The sequence below is a fragment of the Stenotrophomonas sp. STEN009 genome, from assembly GCF_056760395.1.
On sequence record NZ_JBRRES010000058.1, the window covers coordinates 1 to 15638 of the forward strand.

At 66.1% G+C, this 15638-nt stretch carries 17 protein-coding genes; 12 read left to right on the plus strand and 5 right to left on the minus strand.

Translation table 11 applies throughout. The features are described 5' to 3' along the window. The first annotated feature begins 189 nt into the window (after window positions 1–189). From ACVOMM_RS17965 to ACVOMM_RS17990, 6 genes are all read left to right on the plus strand, one after another. Entirely contained in the window at window positions 190–1107 is a 918-nt protein-coding gene (locus tag ACVOMM_RS17965) for a lytic transglycosylase domain-containing protein (protein ID WP_481526588.1), read from the plus strand. Window positions 1108–1296: 189 nt separating this feature from the next. Continuing rightward, window positions 1297–1917 (plus strand): ubiquinol-cytochrome c reductase iron-sulfur subunit, encoded by a 621-nt coding sequence (gene petA, locus ACVOMM_RS17970; protein WP_053516597.1) that lies wholly within the window; start codon window positions 1297–1299, stop codon window positions 1915–1917. Beyond that, window positions 1917–3176 (plus strand): cytochrome b, encoded by a 1260-nt coding sequence (locus ACVOMM_RS17975; protein WP_481526589.1) that lies wholly within the window; start codon window positions 1917–1919, stop codon window positions 3174–3176. Before petA ends, ACVOMM_RS17975 begins: the two co-directional genes overlap by 1 nt. Next, window positions 3169–3918 carry a cytochrome c1 gene (locus ACVOMM_RS17980; RefSeq protein WP_053516600.1) on the plus strand — a complete coding sequence of 250 codons (750 nt, stop codon included), beginning with the start codon at window positions 3169–3171 and terminating at the stop codon, window positions 3916–3918. The genes ACVOMM_RS17975 and ACVOMM_RS17980 overlap by 8 nt, the downstream gene beginning before the upstream one ends. Window positions 3919–4052: 134 nt before the next feature. Further along, window positions 4053–4688 (plus strand): glutathione S-transferase N-terminal domain-containing protein, encoded by a 636-nt coding sequence (locus tag ACVOMM_RS17985; RefSeq protein ID WP_053516601.1) that lies wholly within the window; start codon window positions 4053–4055, stop codon window positions 4686–4688. Between the two features lie 85 nt (window positions 4689–4773). Beyond that, window positions 4774–5226, plus strand: a complete 453-nt coding sequence (locus tag ACVOMM_RS17990) for a ClpXP protease specificity-enhancing factor (protein WP_053516602.1) — start codon at window positions 4774–4776, stop codon at window positions 5224–5226. 116 nt (window positions 5227–5342) lie between these two features. Here the strand turns inward: ACVOMM_RS17990 and ACVOMM_RS17995 are convergent, their stop codons facing one another. The 4 genes from ACVOMM_RS17995 to ACVOMM_RS18010 all read right to left on the minus strand — a co-directional run bounded on the left by ACVOMM_RS17995 (window position 5343) and on the right by ACVOMM_RS18010 (window position 8034). Next, entirely contained in the window at window positions 5343–5693 is a 351-nt protein-coding gene (locus ACVOMM_RS17995; RefSeq protein WP_053516603.1) for a DUF3301 domain-containing protein, read from the minus strand. Between the two features lie 68 nt (window positions 5694–5761). Beyond that, a complete protein-coding gene (locus ACVOMM_RS18000; RefSeq protein ID WP_481526590.1) occupies window positions 5762–6748 on the minus strand; it encodes a DUF2272 domain-containing protein in 987 nt (328 codons plus the stop codon). Between the two features lie 168 nt (window positions 6749–6916). Further along, window positions 6917–7768, minus strand: coding sequence for a carboxylating nicotinate-nucleotide diphosphorylase (gene nadC / locus ACVOMM_RS18005; protein ID WP_065181227.1), 852 nt, complete (start codon window positions 7766–7768; stop codon window positions 6917–6919). Further along, window positions 7765–8034: a Trm112 family protein gene (locus ACVOMM_RS18010; RefSeq protein ID WP_005408847.1), complete on the minus strand. Its 270-nt coding sequence runs from the start codon at window positions 8032–8034 to the stop codon at window positions 7765–7767. Before ACVOMM_RS18010 ends, nadC begins: the two co-directional genes overlap by 4 nt. A 58-nt stretch (window positions 8035–8092) precedes the next feature. On the opposite strand from ACVOMM_RS18010, the gene purE reads away from it, so the two are divergent. The 3 genes from purE to ACVOMM_RS18025 all read left to right on the plus strand — a co-directional run bounded on the left by purE (window position 8093) and on the right by ACVOMM_RS18025 (window position 10177). Continuing rightward, window positions 8093–8596 carry a 5-(carboxyamino)imidazole ribonucleotide mutase gene (gene purE, locus ACVOMM_RS18015; RefSeq protein ID WP_053516607.1) on the plus strand — a complete coding sequence of 168 codons (504 nt, stop codon included), beginning with the start codon at window positions 8093–8095 and terminating at the stop codon, window positions 8594–8596. Continuing rightward, the gene (locus ACVOMM_RS18020) at window positions 8593–9738 is read left to right on the plus strand and encodes a 5-(carboxyamino)imidazole ribonucleotide synthase (protein ID WP_053516608.1); all 1146 of its coding nucleotides are present in this window, start codon (window positions 8593–8595) and stop codon (window positions 9736–9738) included. Before purE ends, ACVOMM_RS18020 begins: the two co-directional genes overlap by 4 nt. A 97-nt stretch (window positions 9739–9835) precedes the next feature. Beyond that, window positions 9836–10177, plus strand: a complete 342-nt coding sequence (locus ACVOMM_RS18025; RefSeq protein ID WP_053516609.1) for a carboxymuconolactone decarboxylase family protein — start codon at window positions 9836–9838, stop codon at window positions 10175–10177. A gap of 58 nt (window positions 10178–10235) precedes the next feature. Here the strand turns inward: ACVOMM_RS18025 and ACVOMM_RS18030 are convergent, their stop codons facing one another. Further along, a complete protein-coding gene (locus ACVOMM_RS18030) occupies window positions 10236–10814 on the minus strand; it encodes a superoxide dismutase (RefSeq protein WP_065181386.1) in 579 nt (192 codons plus the stop codon). Between the two features lie 121 nt (window positions 10815–10935). Between ACVOMM_RS18030 and grxD the strand changes: the two genes are divergently transcribed. The 3 genes from grxD to ACVOMM_RS18045 all read left to right on the plus strand — a co-directional run bounded on the left by grxD (window position 10936) and on the right by ACVOMM_RS18045 (window position 15495). Beyond that, a complete protein-coding gene (gene grxD / locus ACVOMM_RS18035; protein WP_053516610.1) occupies window positions 10936–11256 on the plus strand; it encodes a Grx4 family monothiol glutaredoxin in 321 nt (106 codons plus the stop codon). Beyond that, a complete protein-coding gene (locus ACVOMM_RS18040) occupies window positions 11253–12029 on the plus strand; it encodes an SDR family NAD(P)-dependent oxidoreductase (RefSeq protein ID WP_459061809.1) in 777 nt (258 codons plus the stop codon). The genes grxD and ACVOMM_RS18040 overlap by 4 nt, the downstream gene beginning before the upstream one ends. A gap of 232 nt (window positions 12030–12261) precedes the next feature. Beyond that, window positions 12262–15495 (plus strand): TonB-dependent receptor, encoded by a 3234-nt coding sequence (locus tag ACVOMM_RS18045; RefSeq protein WP_074901106.1) that lies wholly within the window; start codon window positions 12262–12264, stop codon window positions 15493–15495. Window positions 15496–15638: the final 143 nt, after the last annotated feature.

The window sequence follows — 15638 nt, forward strand, 5'->3', positions numbered from 1 at the left end:
GATGTGTGTGGCCCCCGTTTACCCCCCGCCCCCGGGGGGGCGCGGTTGGGGTGGCCCCCCCGCCGCGGCGGCCCCCCCGCCCCCCCCCCCGCCGCCTGGGCGGGCTGGCGCAGCTGCTGGCTGTGCCTGACGTCACAGGCTGAGCCGCACGGCTTGGCAACGCGGGGCGAAGCTGGGACACTCGCGGCCATGAAGGGGAGACTGGGGACAACGGCGATCATCATCGCTGCGCTGACCGCTGCGCCGGCCAGCGCCGGCACCCTGTACAAGTGCCAGGGGGCAGACGGGGTCACCAGCTATGTGAGCAAGCGTGTGGCCGGTGCCCAATGCAGCACCATCAGCTACAGCCGGGAGGCCGCCCGCCCGGCCCGCCCGGCAGCGACTGTCGCCAGGCCTGTGCCGGCCACTGTGGCCAGCATCGAGCGCAATCCGGTGGCGGTGGCCGCCAGTGCAGCCGTGCCCGTGCCGGCTGCACCGGTGCCTGCTTCGACTCCGGCAGTTGCTGCCGGCACGTCCCGCACCGGGCGCATGGTCAGTGGCCAGGTCTATTCCTATATGAAGGATGGGGTGCGCCACTACACCAGTGCGCGGCCCAGCCAGGTTGCCCACCTGGGGCCGGTGCGCACCATCCGCTACAGCTTCATGGAGCGCTGCTACGCCTGCGGGGCCAACCCGCGCGTGGACTTCGGCACCGTGCGTCTGAACACGACGGCGTTCCAGACCGAGATCGCTTCGGCCGCGCGCGAGTTCGGCGTGGAGGAGGCGGTGGTCCGGGCGATCATCCATGCCGAGTCGGCCTACAATCCGACCGCACTCAGCCGCGCCGGTGCGCAGGGCCTGATGCAGCTGATGCCGCCGACTGCCGCGCGCTTCGGGGTCAGTGATTCCTACGATGCGGGCCAGAACATCCGTGGCGGCGTGCAGTACCTGTCGTGGCTGCTGAAGCGATTCAACGGCAACCTCACCCTGGCCGCCGCCGGTTACAACGCCGGGGAAGGTGCGGTCGACCGCCATGGTGGCGTGCCCCCTTACAGCGAAACCCAGTACTACGTGCGTCGGGTGGGCCAGCTGGCCGAGCGTTACCGCAGTGCCTTGAGTCACCAGTAGTCCGGCCGGTGCCGGTGCCGACTGACGGCCCATCGCCGGCTGCCGGTCGGCACACGGTACAAAGAGTTGTTGCAATGCGTTGTGTGGCGCGTAACGGTTCCGCTACACTCGCCCATGATTCAATGCGGCTCTGGCCCCCACCAGACCGCTGGCAGCCTTAAAGCTACCTAATCAATATCGGAGTGCCGGATGGCCAACGATGGGGTACACGATCCAGTCAATACCGGACGTCGGCGTTTTCTTACTGCCACCACAGCCGTGGTTGGCGCCGTCGGCGTCGGATTCACCGCAGTTCCTTTCATCAAATCGTGGAACCCCAGTGCCCGCGCGAAGCTCGCGGGAGCACCGGTGGTGGCCGATATCAGTGCCCTGCAGGAAGGCCAGCGCCTGATCGTGGAATGGCGCGGCCAGCCCATCTGGATCGTCAAACGGTCCAAGGCGATCCTCGACGCGCTGCATGGGCTCGACGACCGCCTCAAGGACCCGGAGTCCGGCGAGAAGGACCAGCAGCCCGCCTACGTGCTCAAGCAGAATCCCGAGCTGCGCTCGATCAAGCCCGATGTGTCGGTACTGGTCGGCCTGTGCACGCATCTGGGCTGCTCGCCGGAGATGGTGGCCGAGATCCGCCCCGAACCGTATGACCCGCAGTGGAAGGGCGGCTACTTCTGCCCCTGCCACAAGTCGCGCTTCGACATGTCCGGCCGCGTCTTCAAGGACGTGCCGGCGCCGATCAACCTGCTGGTGCCACCGCACCACTACCAGGACGACAACACGCTCATCATCGGTGTCGATCCGGAGGGGGCAGCCTGATGGCCAATATCCTGAGCCGTAGCGCGACAGGCGTCGCCGACTGGGTCAACGCCCGCGCGCCGGGGCTGATGCCGATCTACCGCAAGCACGTCAGCGAGTACTACGCGCCGAAGAACTTCAACATCTGGTACTACTTCGGTTCACTGGCGCTGCTGGTGCTGGTCAACCAGATCGTCACCGGCATCTTCCTGACGATGCACTACAAGACCAGCGCGGCGGAGGCCTTCGGCTCCATCGAATACATCATGCGTGATGTCGAGTGGGGCTGGCTGATCCGTTACATGCACTCCACCGGTGCATCGCTGTTCTTCATCGTGGTCTACCTGCACATGTTCCGCGGGCTGCTGTATGGCAGTTACCAGAAACCGCGCGAGCTGGTGTGGATCCTGGGCATGCTGATCTACCTGGTGCTGATGGCCGAGGCCTTCATGGGCTACGTGCTGCCGTGGGGCCAGATGTCGTTCTGGGGCGCCAAGGTGATCATCTCGCTGTTCGGCGCGATTCCGGTGATCGGCAATGGCCTGACCGAGTGGATCATGGGCGATTACCTGCCCAGCGATGCCACGCTCAACCGCTTCTTCGCGCTGCACGTGATCGCACTGCCTCTGGTGCTGCTGCTGCTGGTGGTGCTGCACCTGGGCGCGCTGCATGAAGTGGGGTCCAACAACCCGGATGGCGTGGAGATCAAGAAGGGGCCCAAGGGCAACCGCTGGTCGCCCAATGCACCGGCCGATGGCATTCCCTTCCATCCTTACTACACGCTCAAGGATGGCGTCGGCGCGGGCTTCCTGCTGATCATCGCCGCCTTCATCATCTTCTTCGCCCCCGGCTTTGGTGGCCTGTTCCTGGAGCACGACAACTTCACCGAGGCCAATCGGCTGGTGACCCCGGAACACATCAAACCGGTGTGGTACTACACCCCGTACTACGCGATGCTGCGCGTGGTGCCGAACAAGCTCGGTGGCGTGCTGGTGATGTTCTCGGCGATCGCCATCCTGTTCCTGGTGCCCTGGCTGGACAAGGCGCGGGTGAAGTCGGTGCGCTACCGCGGCTGGATCTCGAAGGTGATGCTGGGCATGCTGGCCGTGTGCTTCGTGTGGCTGGGCGTGATCGGCTCCGGTCCGGGTACCGACGTGCACGAGACCTACATCGGGCGGGTGCTGACCTTCCTGTACTTCGCGTTCTTCATCACCATGCCGCTATGGACAAGGCTGGACAAGACCAAGCCGGTACCGGAGAGGGTGACCACGCATGACTGAGCGCTGGATGGTCCGGCTGGCCCTCGCGGCCGCCCTGATGCTGGGCAGTTTCCTGGCCACCGCTGCCGAAGGCGGCACCAAGCTGCTGCAGGCCGGCAACGACCTCGGTGACCGCGCATCGCTGCAGCGCGGCGCGCAGCTGTACATGAACTACTGCTCCAGCTGCCACGCGCTGAAGTACCTGCGCTACTCGCGGATGGCGCAGGACCTGGGGCTGACCGAGGAAGAGGTGATGAACAACCTCAACTTCACCGGTGCGGCAATCGGCGATCCGGTGCCGGTGGCGATGCCCAAGGAGCAGGCCGAGAAGTGGTTCGGCAAGATGCCGCCGGACCTGAGCCTGATCTCGCGTGTGCGGGGCAGCGACTGGGTCTACACCTACCTCAAGTCGTTCTATCTCGACAGCAGCCGCCCGCTGGGCTGGAACAACGCGTTGTTCGCCAACGCCTCCATGCCCAACCCGCTCTGGGAAATGCAGGGCCTGCAGCATGCCGTGCACGGCAAGGCCGAAGGGCCAGGCATGGACCCGCCGGTGACCGGGCTGCGCATCGACAGCCCCGGCTCGGTTGATGCCGGCCAGTACGACCAGGCCGTGCGGGACATCACCAACTTCCTCGAATACGCCGGCGAACCGGCCGCGCTCAAGCGGCAGCAGCTGGGCGTGTGGGTGATCCTGTTCCTGGCCCTGTTGACCTTCCTGGTGTACCTGCTGAAGAAGGAATACTGGAAGGACGTTCACTGATTCTGCCGCCGGCCGTTGGCTGGGCCTATTGGCTTTTGTGATGGTCGGTTGCACACTCGGGGAGAAGTCGACCGCTGGCACGGTGCTGGCGGCGCCGATGCGGCAGGCGGTCTCCTGTCGTAGGAGAGCCTTTGATGGCGGCGAGCGTACGCATGCGCAATACACTGACGCTGTTTTCCTCGAACGACGATGTACTGTGCCACCGTGTGCGCCTGGTCCTTGCGGCCAAGGGTGTGACGTTCGATTTCGTTGCGGTCGATCCGCAGAATCCGCCCGAAGACCTGATCGACCTCAATCCGTACCATTCGGTGCCGACCCTGGTCGAGCGCGAACTGGTGCTGTACGCCGCTTCGGTGGTGAGCGAATACCTTGACGAGCGCTATCCGCATCCGCCGCTGATGCCGGTCGATCCGCTGTCACGTGCACGCATCCGCCTGGCGATGCTGCGCATCGAGCACGACTGGGTGCCGCAGGTGCAGGCCATCCAGCTGGGCAACAAGACCCAGGCCGAGGCCGGGCGCAAGCGCTTGAAGGAGTTGCTGACCGCGTCGCTGCCGCTGTTCAAGGCCAGCAAGTTCTTCCTGAACCCGGAAATGAGCCTGGCCGACTGCGCGATGGCGCCGATCATCTGGCGCCTGCAGTCACTGGATGTGCCGTTGCCGAAGGACGGCAAGGCCATCGAGGATTACGGCAACCGCATCTTCCGCCACCCGGGGTTCGTGCGCAGCCTGACCGAGCAGGAAAAGAAGCTGCGCGACCTGCCCGTCTGAGCCGGCCGCTGCTTTCCCGTCTGCACGCCGACCGGCGTGCAGGCGATCCGCCCCGGTCGGGGCGTCGGGCGCGTACACTTCACGCATGACCGAAGACTTCTTCCACATGACCAGCCACCGCCCGTACCTGCTGCGGGCACTGGTGGAATGGATCAATGACAACCAGCTGACCCCGCACATCCTGGTCGACGCCGGCGTCCCCGGCGTGCAGGTGCCGCCTTCGGCGGTCAAGGATGGCAGAGTGGTGCTCAACATCGCCGAACGCGCGGTAGTGCGCCTGATGATCGACAACGAGATGGTGAGCTTCTCGGCGCGCTTCTCCGGTACCAGCTACCCGGTGCAGGTGCCGATCAGCGCCGTGCTGGCCGTCTACGCCCGCGAGACCGGGCAGGGCATGGCACTGCCGGATGACATTCCGGGCAGCGAACCGGCGTCGACCGGCGACGAAGTGCTGCATGACGACGACACGCCGCCGGAGGATACGCCGCCGGCAGGACCGCCGCCGAAGGGCCGGCCGAACCTGCGCGTGGTCAAGTAACAGGAGCGTCCAGCGCAACTTTGCGCCTTGCCGTTCTACAGACCTGGTCGCCGGGCATGGCCCGGCGCTACCGATCCCGGATCAGGAAGATCCACGCCACGCGTGGATGTCCGGGATCAGACATCCTCGGCATCGTCCACATCCGGCCGGATCTGGCTGATCCGCGCCGCGCCAGGGCCGGTGAACGACACCAGCTGATCGCCGCGCAGCACCATCCGGCCCACATGGCGATCGATGCCATCGTAGGAATACTCGAATTTGAAGGTGCGCTCGAAACCGAGCCGGCCATCCTCGCCGCGCGACAGGCGCAGGCCGGTGGCATGCACCGCCTGGTCCAGCCACTGCACATTGGCGGCGCGGCAGGCATTGCGCCCCAGCTCGACCGCGCGCTCGGCGGCGGAGCGGGCAGCGTTCCAGAAGAAGTAGACGATGGCGCCGGCAATCAGCAACAGCAGCAGGGTGGGCATGGTTCCAGGGCGTCGGGTGTCGATGCGGCAAAGATGGCGGCGAATGCCTGCTGGATCAAGCAGAAGATTCAGTTCATCCGCTGCGGATCACCGGAAGCCGGCTGCACTGCGGGCGCTGTGGTCATCGGTGGCGTTGCCGCTGCCGGTGCCGGTGCGATCAACGGCGCGGTCGCAGTCAGCTGCAGCAGTGCGGCCCAGTCCTGGCGGTTGAAACTGCATTCGTCCTCGCGCCCCGGCGTGCAGCTGGGCTCGATGCCGGTGCTGTCGCGTTCGCGGGCCGCAGGCAACTGGATCAGTCCGGTCCGATCCAGCGGCAGCAGCCGCATCGCCACGGTGTTCATGACGTTGCCGCCTACCAGGTACAAGGTCTGGTCACCGCCGAGATTGGCCGCGACCACCACTTCGCAGTGCGACTTCCAATGGCCGACCGAGCCATTGCCAAGCGCCTGTACCAGTCCGCTGTAGCTGAGCGTGGTGCTGCGGTCGCGCAGGAAGCATAGAAGATCACCGGGGGCTGGCTTAGCCGTGGCTGGATCGGCCAGCCGGTAAGGCACGCCGGAAGGGCCACCCTGGTAGGCAGCACGGATGTATTCGATGTGGCGCGGCGAGGTGTTGAAGCCGGGGACACCGGCACGCACCATCACCCAGGAAATGAAGGCAGCCGACCAGGGATTGTCGATCAGGAAGGCACGGCAGTCGCTGTCGGTATAGCGCGAGCCCAGTGGCGCGGCACAACTGCTGGCACCGGCGATGCTGCCCATGGCGTTGAGCGTCCCGCTGTCACGCCAGTAGTGGGAGACGCGCTGCCAGGCAATCAGGCCGTTGTCGGCCAGATGCTCGTTCTCGGCTTCCGTGACGCTGAGGCTGGCGGCGCGGCCATCGCGGTCGATGAAGGGGCGGAACCACAGCCGATGCTCGTTGCACGCCGCGTTGCGGATGGCGATGGCCAAGGGGCTCAGGCCGAAGCGCGGCGGGACATCACAGGCCTCGGCCGCTGCGGCGGACAAGGGCATTGACGCGAGCAGCAGACAGGCAGGCAACAGCATCCGGCGCATGCGCGGCTCCAGTGGGGGATGCGCGCAGCGTCGCAGCGCCGTCGTGAACGCTGGGTGGATCCGTCAATGTCGGCCGGTCATGGCCGGGCGCTCCCCAATGCATGACGCGTCCGGTAGCGCCGGGCCATGCCCGGCGGGCAACGCGGTTGCGTCAGGCGTTACCGGGCCTCAACCCGGCGGTGGGCCCAGCTTCAGTGACAGATCGATGGCCTGTACATGCTTGGTCAGGCCGCCGATGGAGATGCAGTCCACGCCGTCCTCCGCGATCGAGCGCAGGCCGCCAAGGCCGACGCTGCCCGACACCTCCAGCGGAATGCGGCCGGCGGTGATGCGTACGGCTTCACGGCGCAGGTCGGGGCTGAAATCATCGAGCAGGATGCGCTCGCAGCCGGACTCCAGCGCCTGACGAAGCTGGGTCAGGTCTTCGACCTCGACCACCAGTGGCAACCGTGGCCATTGCCGACGCGCGGCCGCCACCGCAGCGGCCAGCGAACCGGCGGCACGGATATGGTTTTCTTTCAGCATCACCGTGTCGTACAGGCCGAAACGATGGTTTTCCCCGCCTCCGCAGCGCACTGCGTATTTCTGTGCAAGGCGCAGGCCGGGCAGGGTCTTGCGGGTGTCGAGAATGCGCGTGCCGGTGCCGGCCACGGCGGCCACGTAGCGCGCCGTGGTGGTAGCGGTGCCGGACAGGGTCTGCAGGAAGTTCAGCGACGTGCGCTCGGCGCTGACCAGGCTGCGGCTGCGGCCGTGCAGCAGTGCAAGTACCGTACCGGCAGTGACGGACTCGCCTTCGGCGATGCGCCATTCAATGCGCACGTCCGGGTCGAGCGCGCGGTGGGTGGCATCGAACCACGGCCGGCCGGCAATCACCGCATCCTGTTTGCACAGCAGGTAGGCGCTGTCAGTCTGGTCGGGCAGCAGGGCGGCGGTGACGTCGCCGCTGCCCAGATCCTCCGCCAGCGCGCGGGCGACATCGGCGGCGACGACGGCCGCATCCGGCGTCGGCAGCATGCTCATGCGGCCGGGAAGTCAGCGATCTGCGCGGTTGGAATGGCCTCCTCGGCCAGCAGCACCGGGATGCCGTCGTCGACCCGGAACACCTGCTTGCGGTCACGGGTGACCAGGGCCTCGCGCAGCGGCTGTGCCAGCGGGTTGCCGTCGGCCTTGTTCACCGCGCCGGCGGAAATCGCCTTGTTGAGGGCTTCCAGGCCCTTGCCATCCAGCAGGGACAAGGGCTGGCGGGTGTCCGGCGACACCAGCAGGTCGAGCAGCTTGCGATCCATGGTTCTTCGTCTTGCGTGGAAGACGGCTAGAATACGTCTTTAAGGCAGGTGACGGCCAATGACCCCCAATCCGAACGCGCCGCTCGTCGGCATCGTCATGGGTTCCCGCTCCGACTGGGAAACCATGCAGCACGCCGCCCAGAAGCTTGAGGCCCTGGGTGTTCCGTTTGAAGTGAAGGTGGTGTCCGCCCATCGGACGCCGGATGTGTTGTTCAGCTATGCCGAACAGGCGGGCGGACGTGGCCTGCGCGCGATCATCGCCGGCGCCGGCGGTGCCGCGCATCTGCCGGGCATGATCGCGGCCAAGACCGCGGTTCCGGTGCTGGGCGTGCCGGTGCAGTCCAAGGCGCTCAATGGCATGGACTCGCTGCTGTCGATCGTGCAGATGCCGGCCGGCATTCCGGTGGCTACCTTCGCCATCGGCAATGCGGGTGCCTCCAACGCCGCGCTGTTCGCCGCCGCGATGCTGGCCAGCGACCAGCCGGCCATCGGCCAGGCGCTGGATGCCTTCCGCACGCGCCAGACCGAAGATGTGATGGCCCACGACGACCCGCGCCAATGAACCTGACTGTCGGCATCCTCGGCGGCGGCCAGCTGGCCCGCATGATGGTCCTGGCCGGTGCGCCGCTGGGACTGCGCTTCGAACTGTACGATCCGGCGGCGGACGCCTGCAGCGGGCCGCTGGCACCGCTCACCGTCGGTGCCTTCGATGACCGCCAGGCGCTGGCGGACTTCGCCGCCAAAGTCGATGTAGTGACGTTCGACTTCGAGAATGTGCCCGCGGACAGTGCGCAGTGGCTGGCCGAGCGGGTGCCGGTGTATCCGCCGCCCGCAGCGCTGGCTGTAGCGCAGGACCGCCTGAGCGAGAAGACGCTGTTCCAGCAGTTGGGCATTCCGCTGCCGCCGTTCGCCGACATCCGCAGCCGCGAGGAGCTCGCCGCGAAGGCGGCCGCGTTCGGCCTGCCGTGCATCCTCAAGACCCGTCGCCTCGGCTATGACGGCAAGGGCCAGTTCCGGTTGCGCAGCGAAGCCGACATCGACGCTGCCTGGCAGGCCCTGGGCGCCCAGGTCGAGCACACCGGCCTGATCCTGGAGGGCTTCGTGGCTTTCCAGCGCGAGGTCAGCGTGGTGGCCGTGCGCGGCCGTGACGGCGGTTTCCAGGCCTGGCCGGTGACCGGCAACTGGCATGTGGATGGCGTGCTTTCGGCCAGTGTGGCGCCTGCTGTGCTGTCGGCCGCCGAACAGGATGCCGCCATCGGCTATGCCCGACGGCTGGCCGAGCATCTGCAGTACGTGGGCGTGTTCGCTCTGGAGCTGTTCTGCCGCGACGGCGAACTGCTGGCCAACGAGATGGCGCCGCGCGTGCACAACTCCGGCCATTGGACCATCGAAGGCAGCGAGACCTCGCAGTTCGAGAATCATCTTCGCGCCGTGCTGGGCCTGCCGCTGGGCAGTACCCGCATGCTCGGCCACGCCTGCATGCTCAACTGGCTGGGCGAGATGCCGGACCCGGCGCCGGTGCTGGCCCAGGCCAGCGGCCACTGGCACGATTATGGAAAGCGGCCCCGCGAAGGCCGCAAGGTGGGCCACGCCACGCTGCGCGACGACCAGGCCGGCGCACTGGCCACGGCGCTGGAACAGGTGGGCGAGGCACTGGGGCGCCAGCTGCAGGTCGCACCGGCGGTGCGGGCACTGCGCGGTTGACCGCGACGCGGAAGCGCAACGCTGTGACGCGCCGATGCACGCATCGGCGCATCAACCAGGGTGATAGCGTAAGGCTCCTTTCCCCGGAGTCATCGTCATGCTCGACTGGAACGAATACCGCAAGGAACTGAAGGGCCGTATCGGCGAGATCGGCAAGCTCTCGCCGGATACCATCAAGGGTTACGCCACTCTGGCCAATGCCGGTGCCCAGACCCACCATCTCGATGCAAAAACCCGCGAACTGATCGCGCTGGCGGTCGCCGTGACCACCCGTTGCGACGGCTGCATCACGGTGCACGTCGATGCCGCGCTCAAGCAGGGCGCCAGCCGCGAGGAGATCGCCGAGGCGCTCGGGGTGGCGGTTTCGCTCAACGCGGGCGCGGCACTGGTGTACTCGGCCCGGGTCATGGATGCGGTGGCGGCGCACGAGAGCGCCTGATGCCCGCCGTGTCGCCAGGCATGGCCCGGTGCTGCCGGGCGACGCCCGGCGGATGCTCTCAGCGCAGCCGGCCCTCGGCGAATTCCCAGTTGACCAGCTGCCAGAATGCCTCCAGGTAGCGCGTGCGGTCGTTCTGGTAGTCGGTGTAGTACGCGTGTTCCCACACGTCGCAGCACAGCAGCGGCGTGCTGTCGCCGGTCAGCGGGGTGCCGGCGTTGCGGGTGGCCTGGATGCCAAGCTGGCCGCCGGGATGCTGCACCAGCCACACCCAGCCGGAGCCGAACAGGCCCAGCGCGGTACGGTTGAACTCCTCGCGCAGGCGCTGCACGTCGCCGAACTGGCGCTTGACCAGCTCGCCCAGCCGTCCCTGTGGCTCACCGCCGCCGCGCGGGCGCAGGCACTGCCAATAGAAGCCGTGGTTCCAGGCCTGGGCCGCGGCGTCGAACAGGGCGCCCTGGGCATGACGGACGATCTCCTCCAGCGAGGCCTCTTCCCATTCGGTGCCGTGGATGCCGGCATTGACCGCATCGACGTAGGCACGATGGTGCGCGCCGTGATGCAGTTCCACGGTCTGCGCGGAAAGATGGGGCTGCAGGGAGCCGGACAGGTAGGGCAGGGCAGGCAGTTCGACGGGCATGGACAGGTTCGTGGACAGAGGGGCGGCGGCAGCCGGTTCCATCCGCTTACAATGGCGGCTACCTTGGGCAGTCTAGCCGACCATCGCGGTCGGTTTGTCCGGCGAAGCAAGGAGTGTGGTTGTGGCGGTAATGCAGCAAATCCAGGCCGAGGTCGATCGTTACCCGCTCGTGCTGTTCATGAAGGGCACCCCGCAATACCCGACGTGCGGCTTCTCCAGCCGCGCCGTACAGGCGCTGATGGCTGCCGGCGCCGTCTCCCTGCGCACCGTCAATGTGCTGGAGGAGCCGGAAATCCGCGCGAACCTGCCGCGTTTCTCCAACCTGCCGACGTTTCCGCAGCTGTTCATCAACGGGGAGTTGATCGGCGGCTGCGACATCATCATGGAGCTGTTCGAATCCGGCGAGCTCAAGCGCATCGTCGAAGAGGCGACCCTGGGATGAGTGCGCCGCCATCGACGTCACCGACCAACGGGGCGCTCGATGGCCGCCCGTTGCAGGACCGCGTGGTGCTCGTGGCCGGTGCCGGTGGTGGCCTCGGAAGTGCCGCCGCAGTGGCCGCCGCCAGCGCAGGCGCGACCGTGGTCCTGCTGGGGCGCAAGCCGCGCCGGCTGGACCGGGTCTACGCCCAGGTGCAGGCAGCCGGTCCCGAGCCCCTGCTGTATCCGCTGGATCTGGAAGGGGCCGGTCCCGATGACTACGCCGACCTCGCCCAGGCGCTTCAGACGGAGCTGGGGCGACTGGACGGGCTACTTGTCTGCGCCGCCCACTTTCCGGGCTTGACCCCGTTCGAACTGGCCGACCCCGCAAGTTTCGCCCGCGCCGTCCACGTCACCCTGACCGCACCCGCCTGGCTGGCGCAGGCCTGCCTGCCGCTGCTGCGCCAGCGCGAGGATGCGGCGCTGGTGTTCACGGTCGATGCCCCGGAACGGGTGGGGCAGGCCTACTGGGGAGGCTATGGCGCCGCCCAGCATGGCCTGCGCGGCCTGATCGCCAGCCTTCATGATGAGCTGGGCCGCAGTCAGGTCCGGGTCAGCGGCCTGTACCCGGGGCCCCTGCGCACGGCCCTGCGCGCCCGCGCCTACTCGATCGACCAGGACCCGGCTGCGCAGGGGCCCGAGGCCGCCGCGGCCGCGGCCGTGACCCTGCTGTCCAGTGCCGGCTCGGCCTGGCGGGGGCAGATCCTGGATGCAGGCAGCGCACGCCCGGCAGAGTGAAGGGCGACGTAAGGCGGGATGAAGATCCCGTCATGATTGCGTTGCGATCCGGTGCCGTTTGTCGCACAACCGTCACATTGATGGCGTAGCGTGTTAATCTAGTGTTAACCGTTATGGCTGCCTTCAGCCAACACGGTCGGGAACCCCAGATCACTGTCCAGTCGGCCACCCGCAAGGCCGCTTGGATGCGTCTTTTTTCCGCCATCGCCAACTCGTATCGAGGCTACCCTAGATGACCCACCCACTCCGGATGTCCAAGCTCACCCTTGGTCTCGTGGCCGCACTTGCTGCCGCTCCCGCCTTCGCCCAGAGCACCTCTGCAGGTGTCGGCGGCCAGGTCGTGTCCGCCGCTGGCCAGCCTGTCGCCGGTGCTGAAGTCACCATCACCCACACCGAGTCGGGCACCGTTTCGCGCGCCACGACCGATGCGTCGGGTCGTTACAACGCGCGCGGCCTGCGCGTGGGTGGTCCGTACACCATCACCATCACCAAGCCGGGTGAAGGCACCAAGACCGAAGAGGGTGTCTACCTCAACCTGAACCAGGTCAACACCGTCAATGCCAACCTGACCGGCGACGTGGCGGCCACCAACCTGGACGCCGTGAATGTTGTCGCCACCGCGGGCGGCCTGGACATCTTCAGCGCCACCAAGATGGGTACCGGCTCGAACGTGACCCGCGAAACGATGGACGCGCTGCCGTCGGCCAACCGCAACATCCAGGACTACATCCGCCTGGACCCGCGCATCTCGCAGGTCAGCAAGGCTGACGGCGCGATCTCGGCTGGCGGTCAGAACACCCGTTACAACGCGATCCGTATCGACGGCATCAGTGCCTCCGATCCGTTCGGCCTGGGCTCCAACAACCTGCCGACCGAGCGTCAGCCGGTGTCGATGGATGCCATCCAGGAAATCAACATCGATCTCGCGAACTACGACACCACCATCGCCGGTGGTACCGGTGCGGTGATCAATGCCGTGACCAAGTCGGGTACCAACGAGTTCCATGGCACTGTCTACGGTTCCTACCGCGACAAGGACATGGTCCGCGAGGAACTGCGTGGCGAGAAGTTCAACGGCTTCGAGGACGAGAAGACCTACGGCATGACCTTCGGCGGCCCGATCGTCAAGGACAAGCTGTTCTTCTTCAGCAACTACGAGAAGTACGAGCGTTCGGCCGCTGGCATCAGCCTGAGCGACACCCCGATCGGCAAGGGCACCATCACCCAGCAGCAGATCACCGACGTCCAGAATTTCCTGGGTGGACTCGGCTATGACCCGGGCAGCCTGACGGCACCGAACAGCAAGACCGAAATCGAAGAGTACGCGGTCAAGCTGGACTGGAACATCAATGAAAACCACCGTGCGGCCCTGCGCTACAACAAGATGGAGCAGAACGTCGTCCGCTTCCCGCAGGTCAGCACCAGTGCGATCTCGCTGAGCAACTTCTGGTACCAGCAGCCGACCGAATACGAAACCTGGATGGGCGAACTGTTCAGCGACTGGTCCGAGAACTTCTCGACCGAGTTCAAGGTCTCGCACAAGGATTACTCGGCCAACCGCGTTCCGCTGGTCGACATGCCGCAGATCCGCATCCGTTCGGGTAACGACTCGCTGTACGTCGGTACCGAGCAGAACACGCACGTCAACATCGTGGAATCGAAGGAACTGAGCGCCTTCGGTGCCGGTACCTGGTACATCGGCGATCACACCGTCAAGTTCGGCTTCGATTACTCGAAGAACGACCTGATGAACTTCTACGGCCGCAACCTCAACGGCGTCTACGAGTTCAACAGCGTCGAGGACTTCCTGAACGGTCGCATCGCGCGCTACCAGCTGCGTGCCCCGCGCGCCGGCGGCAGCCGCAGTGATATCCCGGCAGACTTCACCCTGAAGAACACCGGTGTGTTCGTCCAGGATACCTGGGCCATCAACTACAACCTGAGCCTGATGTTCGGTGTCCGCGTCGACATGCCTGACTTCAGCAGCCAGCGCCTGTACAACCCGCGCATCGAGCAGCTGTACGGCTTCAACAACACCCAGCTGGTCGACAAGAACCTGGTGCAGCCGCGCGTCGGCTTCAACTACACCTTCGACAGCGAGCGCCCGACCCAGCTGCGTGGTGGCGTGGGCCTGTTCGGTGGCGCTGCCCCGAACGTGTGGCTGGCGGGTGCCTACCAGAACACCGGCCTGAACTACATCGAGTACGATGAGCGCAACCTGACCAGCGGCTTCACCCCGGACGGCAACAATCCGTACATTCCGGCTGGTGGCCCCGCAGCTGCGCGCCAGAACGTCGACATCATCGCCCCGGGCACCCGCCTGCCGTCGGTGTGGAAGGCCAACCTGGCGTTCGACCATGAGCTGCCGTGGTACGGCATCGTGGCGTCGGCCGAAGTCCTGATGACCAAGGTCAAGGACGGCATCTACTTCGACCGTCTCGACGTTTCGGCGCCGACCGCTTACGGCCAGGACGGTCGTGCGATCTACTGGGATGCGAATGGCCGTAATCCGGCAAACAGCCGCATGTCGGGTGGCACCAACTTCGGCATGACCACCGGCACCAACCGTGCCACCGACCGTGCCAACCGTCCGAGCGACATCGGCGACGTGCTGGTCATGCGCAACACCGACAAGGGTCGTGGTACGCAGGCTACCTTCTCGCTGGCCAAGCCGCTGACCGAGAACTGGGGCTGGTCGCTGGGTTACACCTATACCAAGTCCAAGGAAGTCAGCCCGCTGACCAGCTCGCAGAACACCTCGAACTGGAACAACACGCTGATCTTCAACGCCAACGAAGACGTGGCCTACGACTCGCGTTACGCGATCAAGGACCGCATCACCGGCACCCTGGAGTGGAAGCACAACTTCTTCGGTGACAACGCCACCCGCGTCGGCCTGTTCTACGAAGGTCGTTCGGGCCGTCCGTACAGCTACATCTTCTACAACGATGCCAACGGCGACGGTGCTACCACCAATGATCTGTTCTATGTGCCGAGCGGCCCGGGTGACGTGCTGTTCGGTTCGGTGGTCGGTGGTCGCTTCGTGCAGAGCGCGCAGATGGAGCAGGACTTCTTCAACTGGCTGGCGCAGAATCCGGAGCTCGATGCTTACCGTGGCAGCGTGGTCCCGGCCAACTCGCACCGTGCCAAGTGGATCAACACCTTCGACGTCCGCATCAGCCAGGAGTTCCCGGGCTTCGTGAAGAGCCACAAGGGTGAGATCGCGCTGGACATCATGAATGTCGGCAACCTGCTGAACAAGAAGTGGGGCCTGATCGACGACTACGGCTTCTACGCCACCCGTCGCGTCGCCAACTACGCGGGTATCGACCCGGCGACCGGCAAGTACGTGTATTCGTTCACCGGTTCCACCGACAACCCCGCGATCCAGGAAAACAACAACGACAAGGGCAACACTGCCGTGTCGCGCTGGTCGATGCAGCTGACCCTGAAGTACAAGTTCTGATCCGTCGGAACATCACGCAGTAGACGGAAACGGCCGGGGTAACCCGGCCGTTTTGCGGTGGGGGGGAAGTTGTTTGAGTGGCCCCCCCCACGGCGTAGCCACCGGGGTGGTGGGCGGCGCCGCTGCCGCAGATGCGGTCCCGG

What these genes read in the sequence shown, in the direction of transcription:
- ACVOMM_RS17965 (WP_481526588.1), top strand. Translation starts at nt 190, where the DNA reads ATGAAGGGGAGACTGGGGACAACGGCGATCATCATCGCTGCGCTGACC.
- petA (WP_053516597.1), top strand. Translation starts at nt 1,297, where the DNA reads ATGGCCAACGATGGGGTACACGATCCAGTCAATACCGGACGTCGGCGT.
- ACVOMM_RS17975 (WP_481526589.1), top strand. Translation starts at nt 1,917, where the DNA reads ATGGCCAATATCCTGAGCCGTAGCGCGACAGGCGTCGCCGACTGGGTC.
- ACVOMM_RS17980 (WP_053516600.1), top strand. Translation starts at nt 3,169, where the DNA reads ATGACTGAGCGCTGGATGGTCCGGCTGGCCCTCGCGGCCGCCCTGATG.
- ACVOMM_RS17985 (WP_053516601.1), top strand. Translation starts at nt 4,053, where the DNA reads ATGGCGGCGAGCGTACGCATGCGCAATACACTGACGCTGTTTTCCTCG.
- ACVOMM_RS17990 (WP_053516602.1), top strand. Translation starts at nt 4,774, where the DNA reads ATGACCGAAGACTTCTTCCACATGACCAGCCACCGCCCGTACCTGCTG.
- ACVOMM_RS17995 (WP_053516603.1), bottom strand. Translation starts at nt 5,693, where the DNA reads ATGCCCACCCTGCTGCTGTTGCTGATTGCCGGCGCCATCGTCTACTTC.
- ACVOMM_RS18000 (WP_481526590.1), bottom strand. Translation starts at nt 6,748, where the DNA reads ATGCGCCGGATGCTGTTGCCTGCCTGTCTGCTGCTCGCGTCAATGCCC.
- nadC (WP_065181227.1), bottom strand. Translation starts at nt 7,768, where the DNA reads ATGAGCATGCTGCCGACGCCGGATGCGGCCGTCGTCGCCGCCGATGTC.
- ACVOMM_RS18010 (WP_005408847.1), bottom strand. Translation starts at nt 8,034, where the DNA reads ATGGATCGCAAGCTGCTCGACCTGCTGGTGTCGCCGGACACCCGCCAG.
- purE (WP_053516607.1), top strand. Translation starts at nt 8,093, where the DNA reads ATGACCCCCAATCCGAACGCGCCGCTCGTCGGCATCGTCATGGGTTCC.
- ACVOMM_RS18020 (WP_053516608.1), top strand. Translation starts at nt 8,593, where the DNA reads ATGAACCTGACTGTCGGCATCCTCGGCGGCGGCCAGCTGGCCCGCATG.
- ACVOMM_RS18025 (WP_053516609.1), top strand. Translation starts at nt 9,836, where the DNA reads ATGCTCGACTGGAACGAATACCGCAAGGAACTGAAGGGCCGTATCGGC.
- ACVOMM_RS18030 (WP_065181386.1), bottom strand. Translation starts at nt 10,814, where the DNA reads ATGCCCGTCGAACTGCCTGCCCTGCCCTACCTGTCCGGCTCCCTGCAG.
- ACVOMM_RS18040 (WP_459061809.1), top strand. Translation starts at nt 11,253, where the DNA reads ATGAGTGCGCCGCCATCGACGTCACCGACCAACGGGGCGCTCGATGGC.
- ACVOMM_RS18045 (WP_074901106.1), top strand. Translation starts at nt 12,262, where the DNA reads ATGACCCACCCACTCCGGATGTCCAAGCTCACCCTTGGTCTCGTGGCC.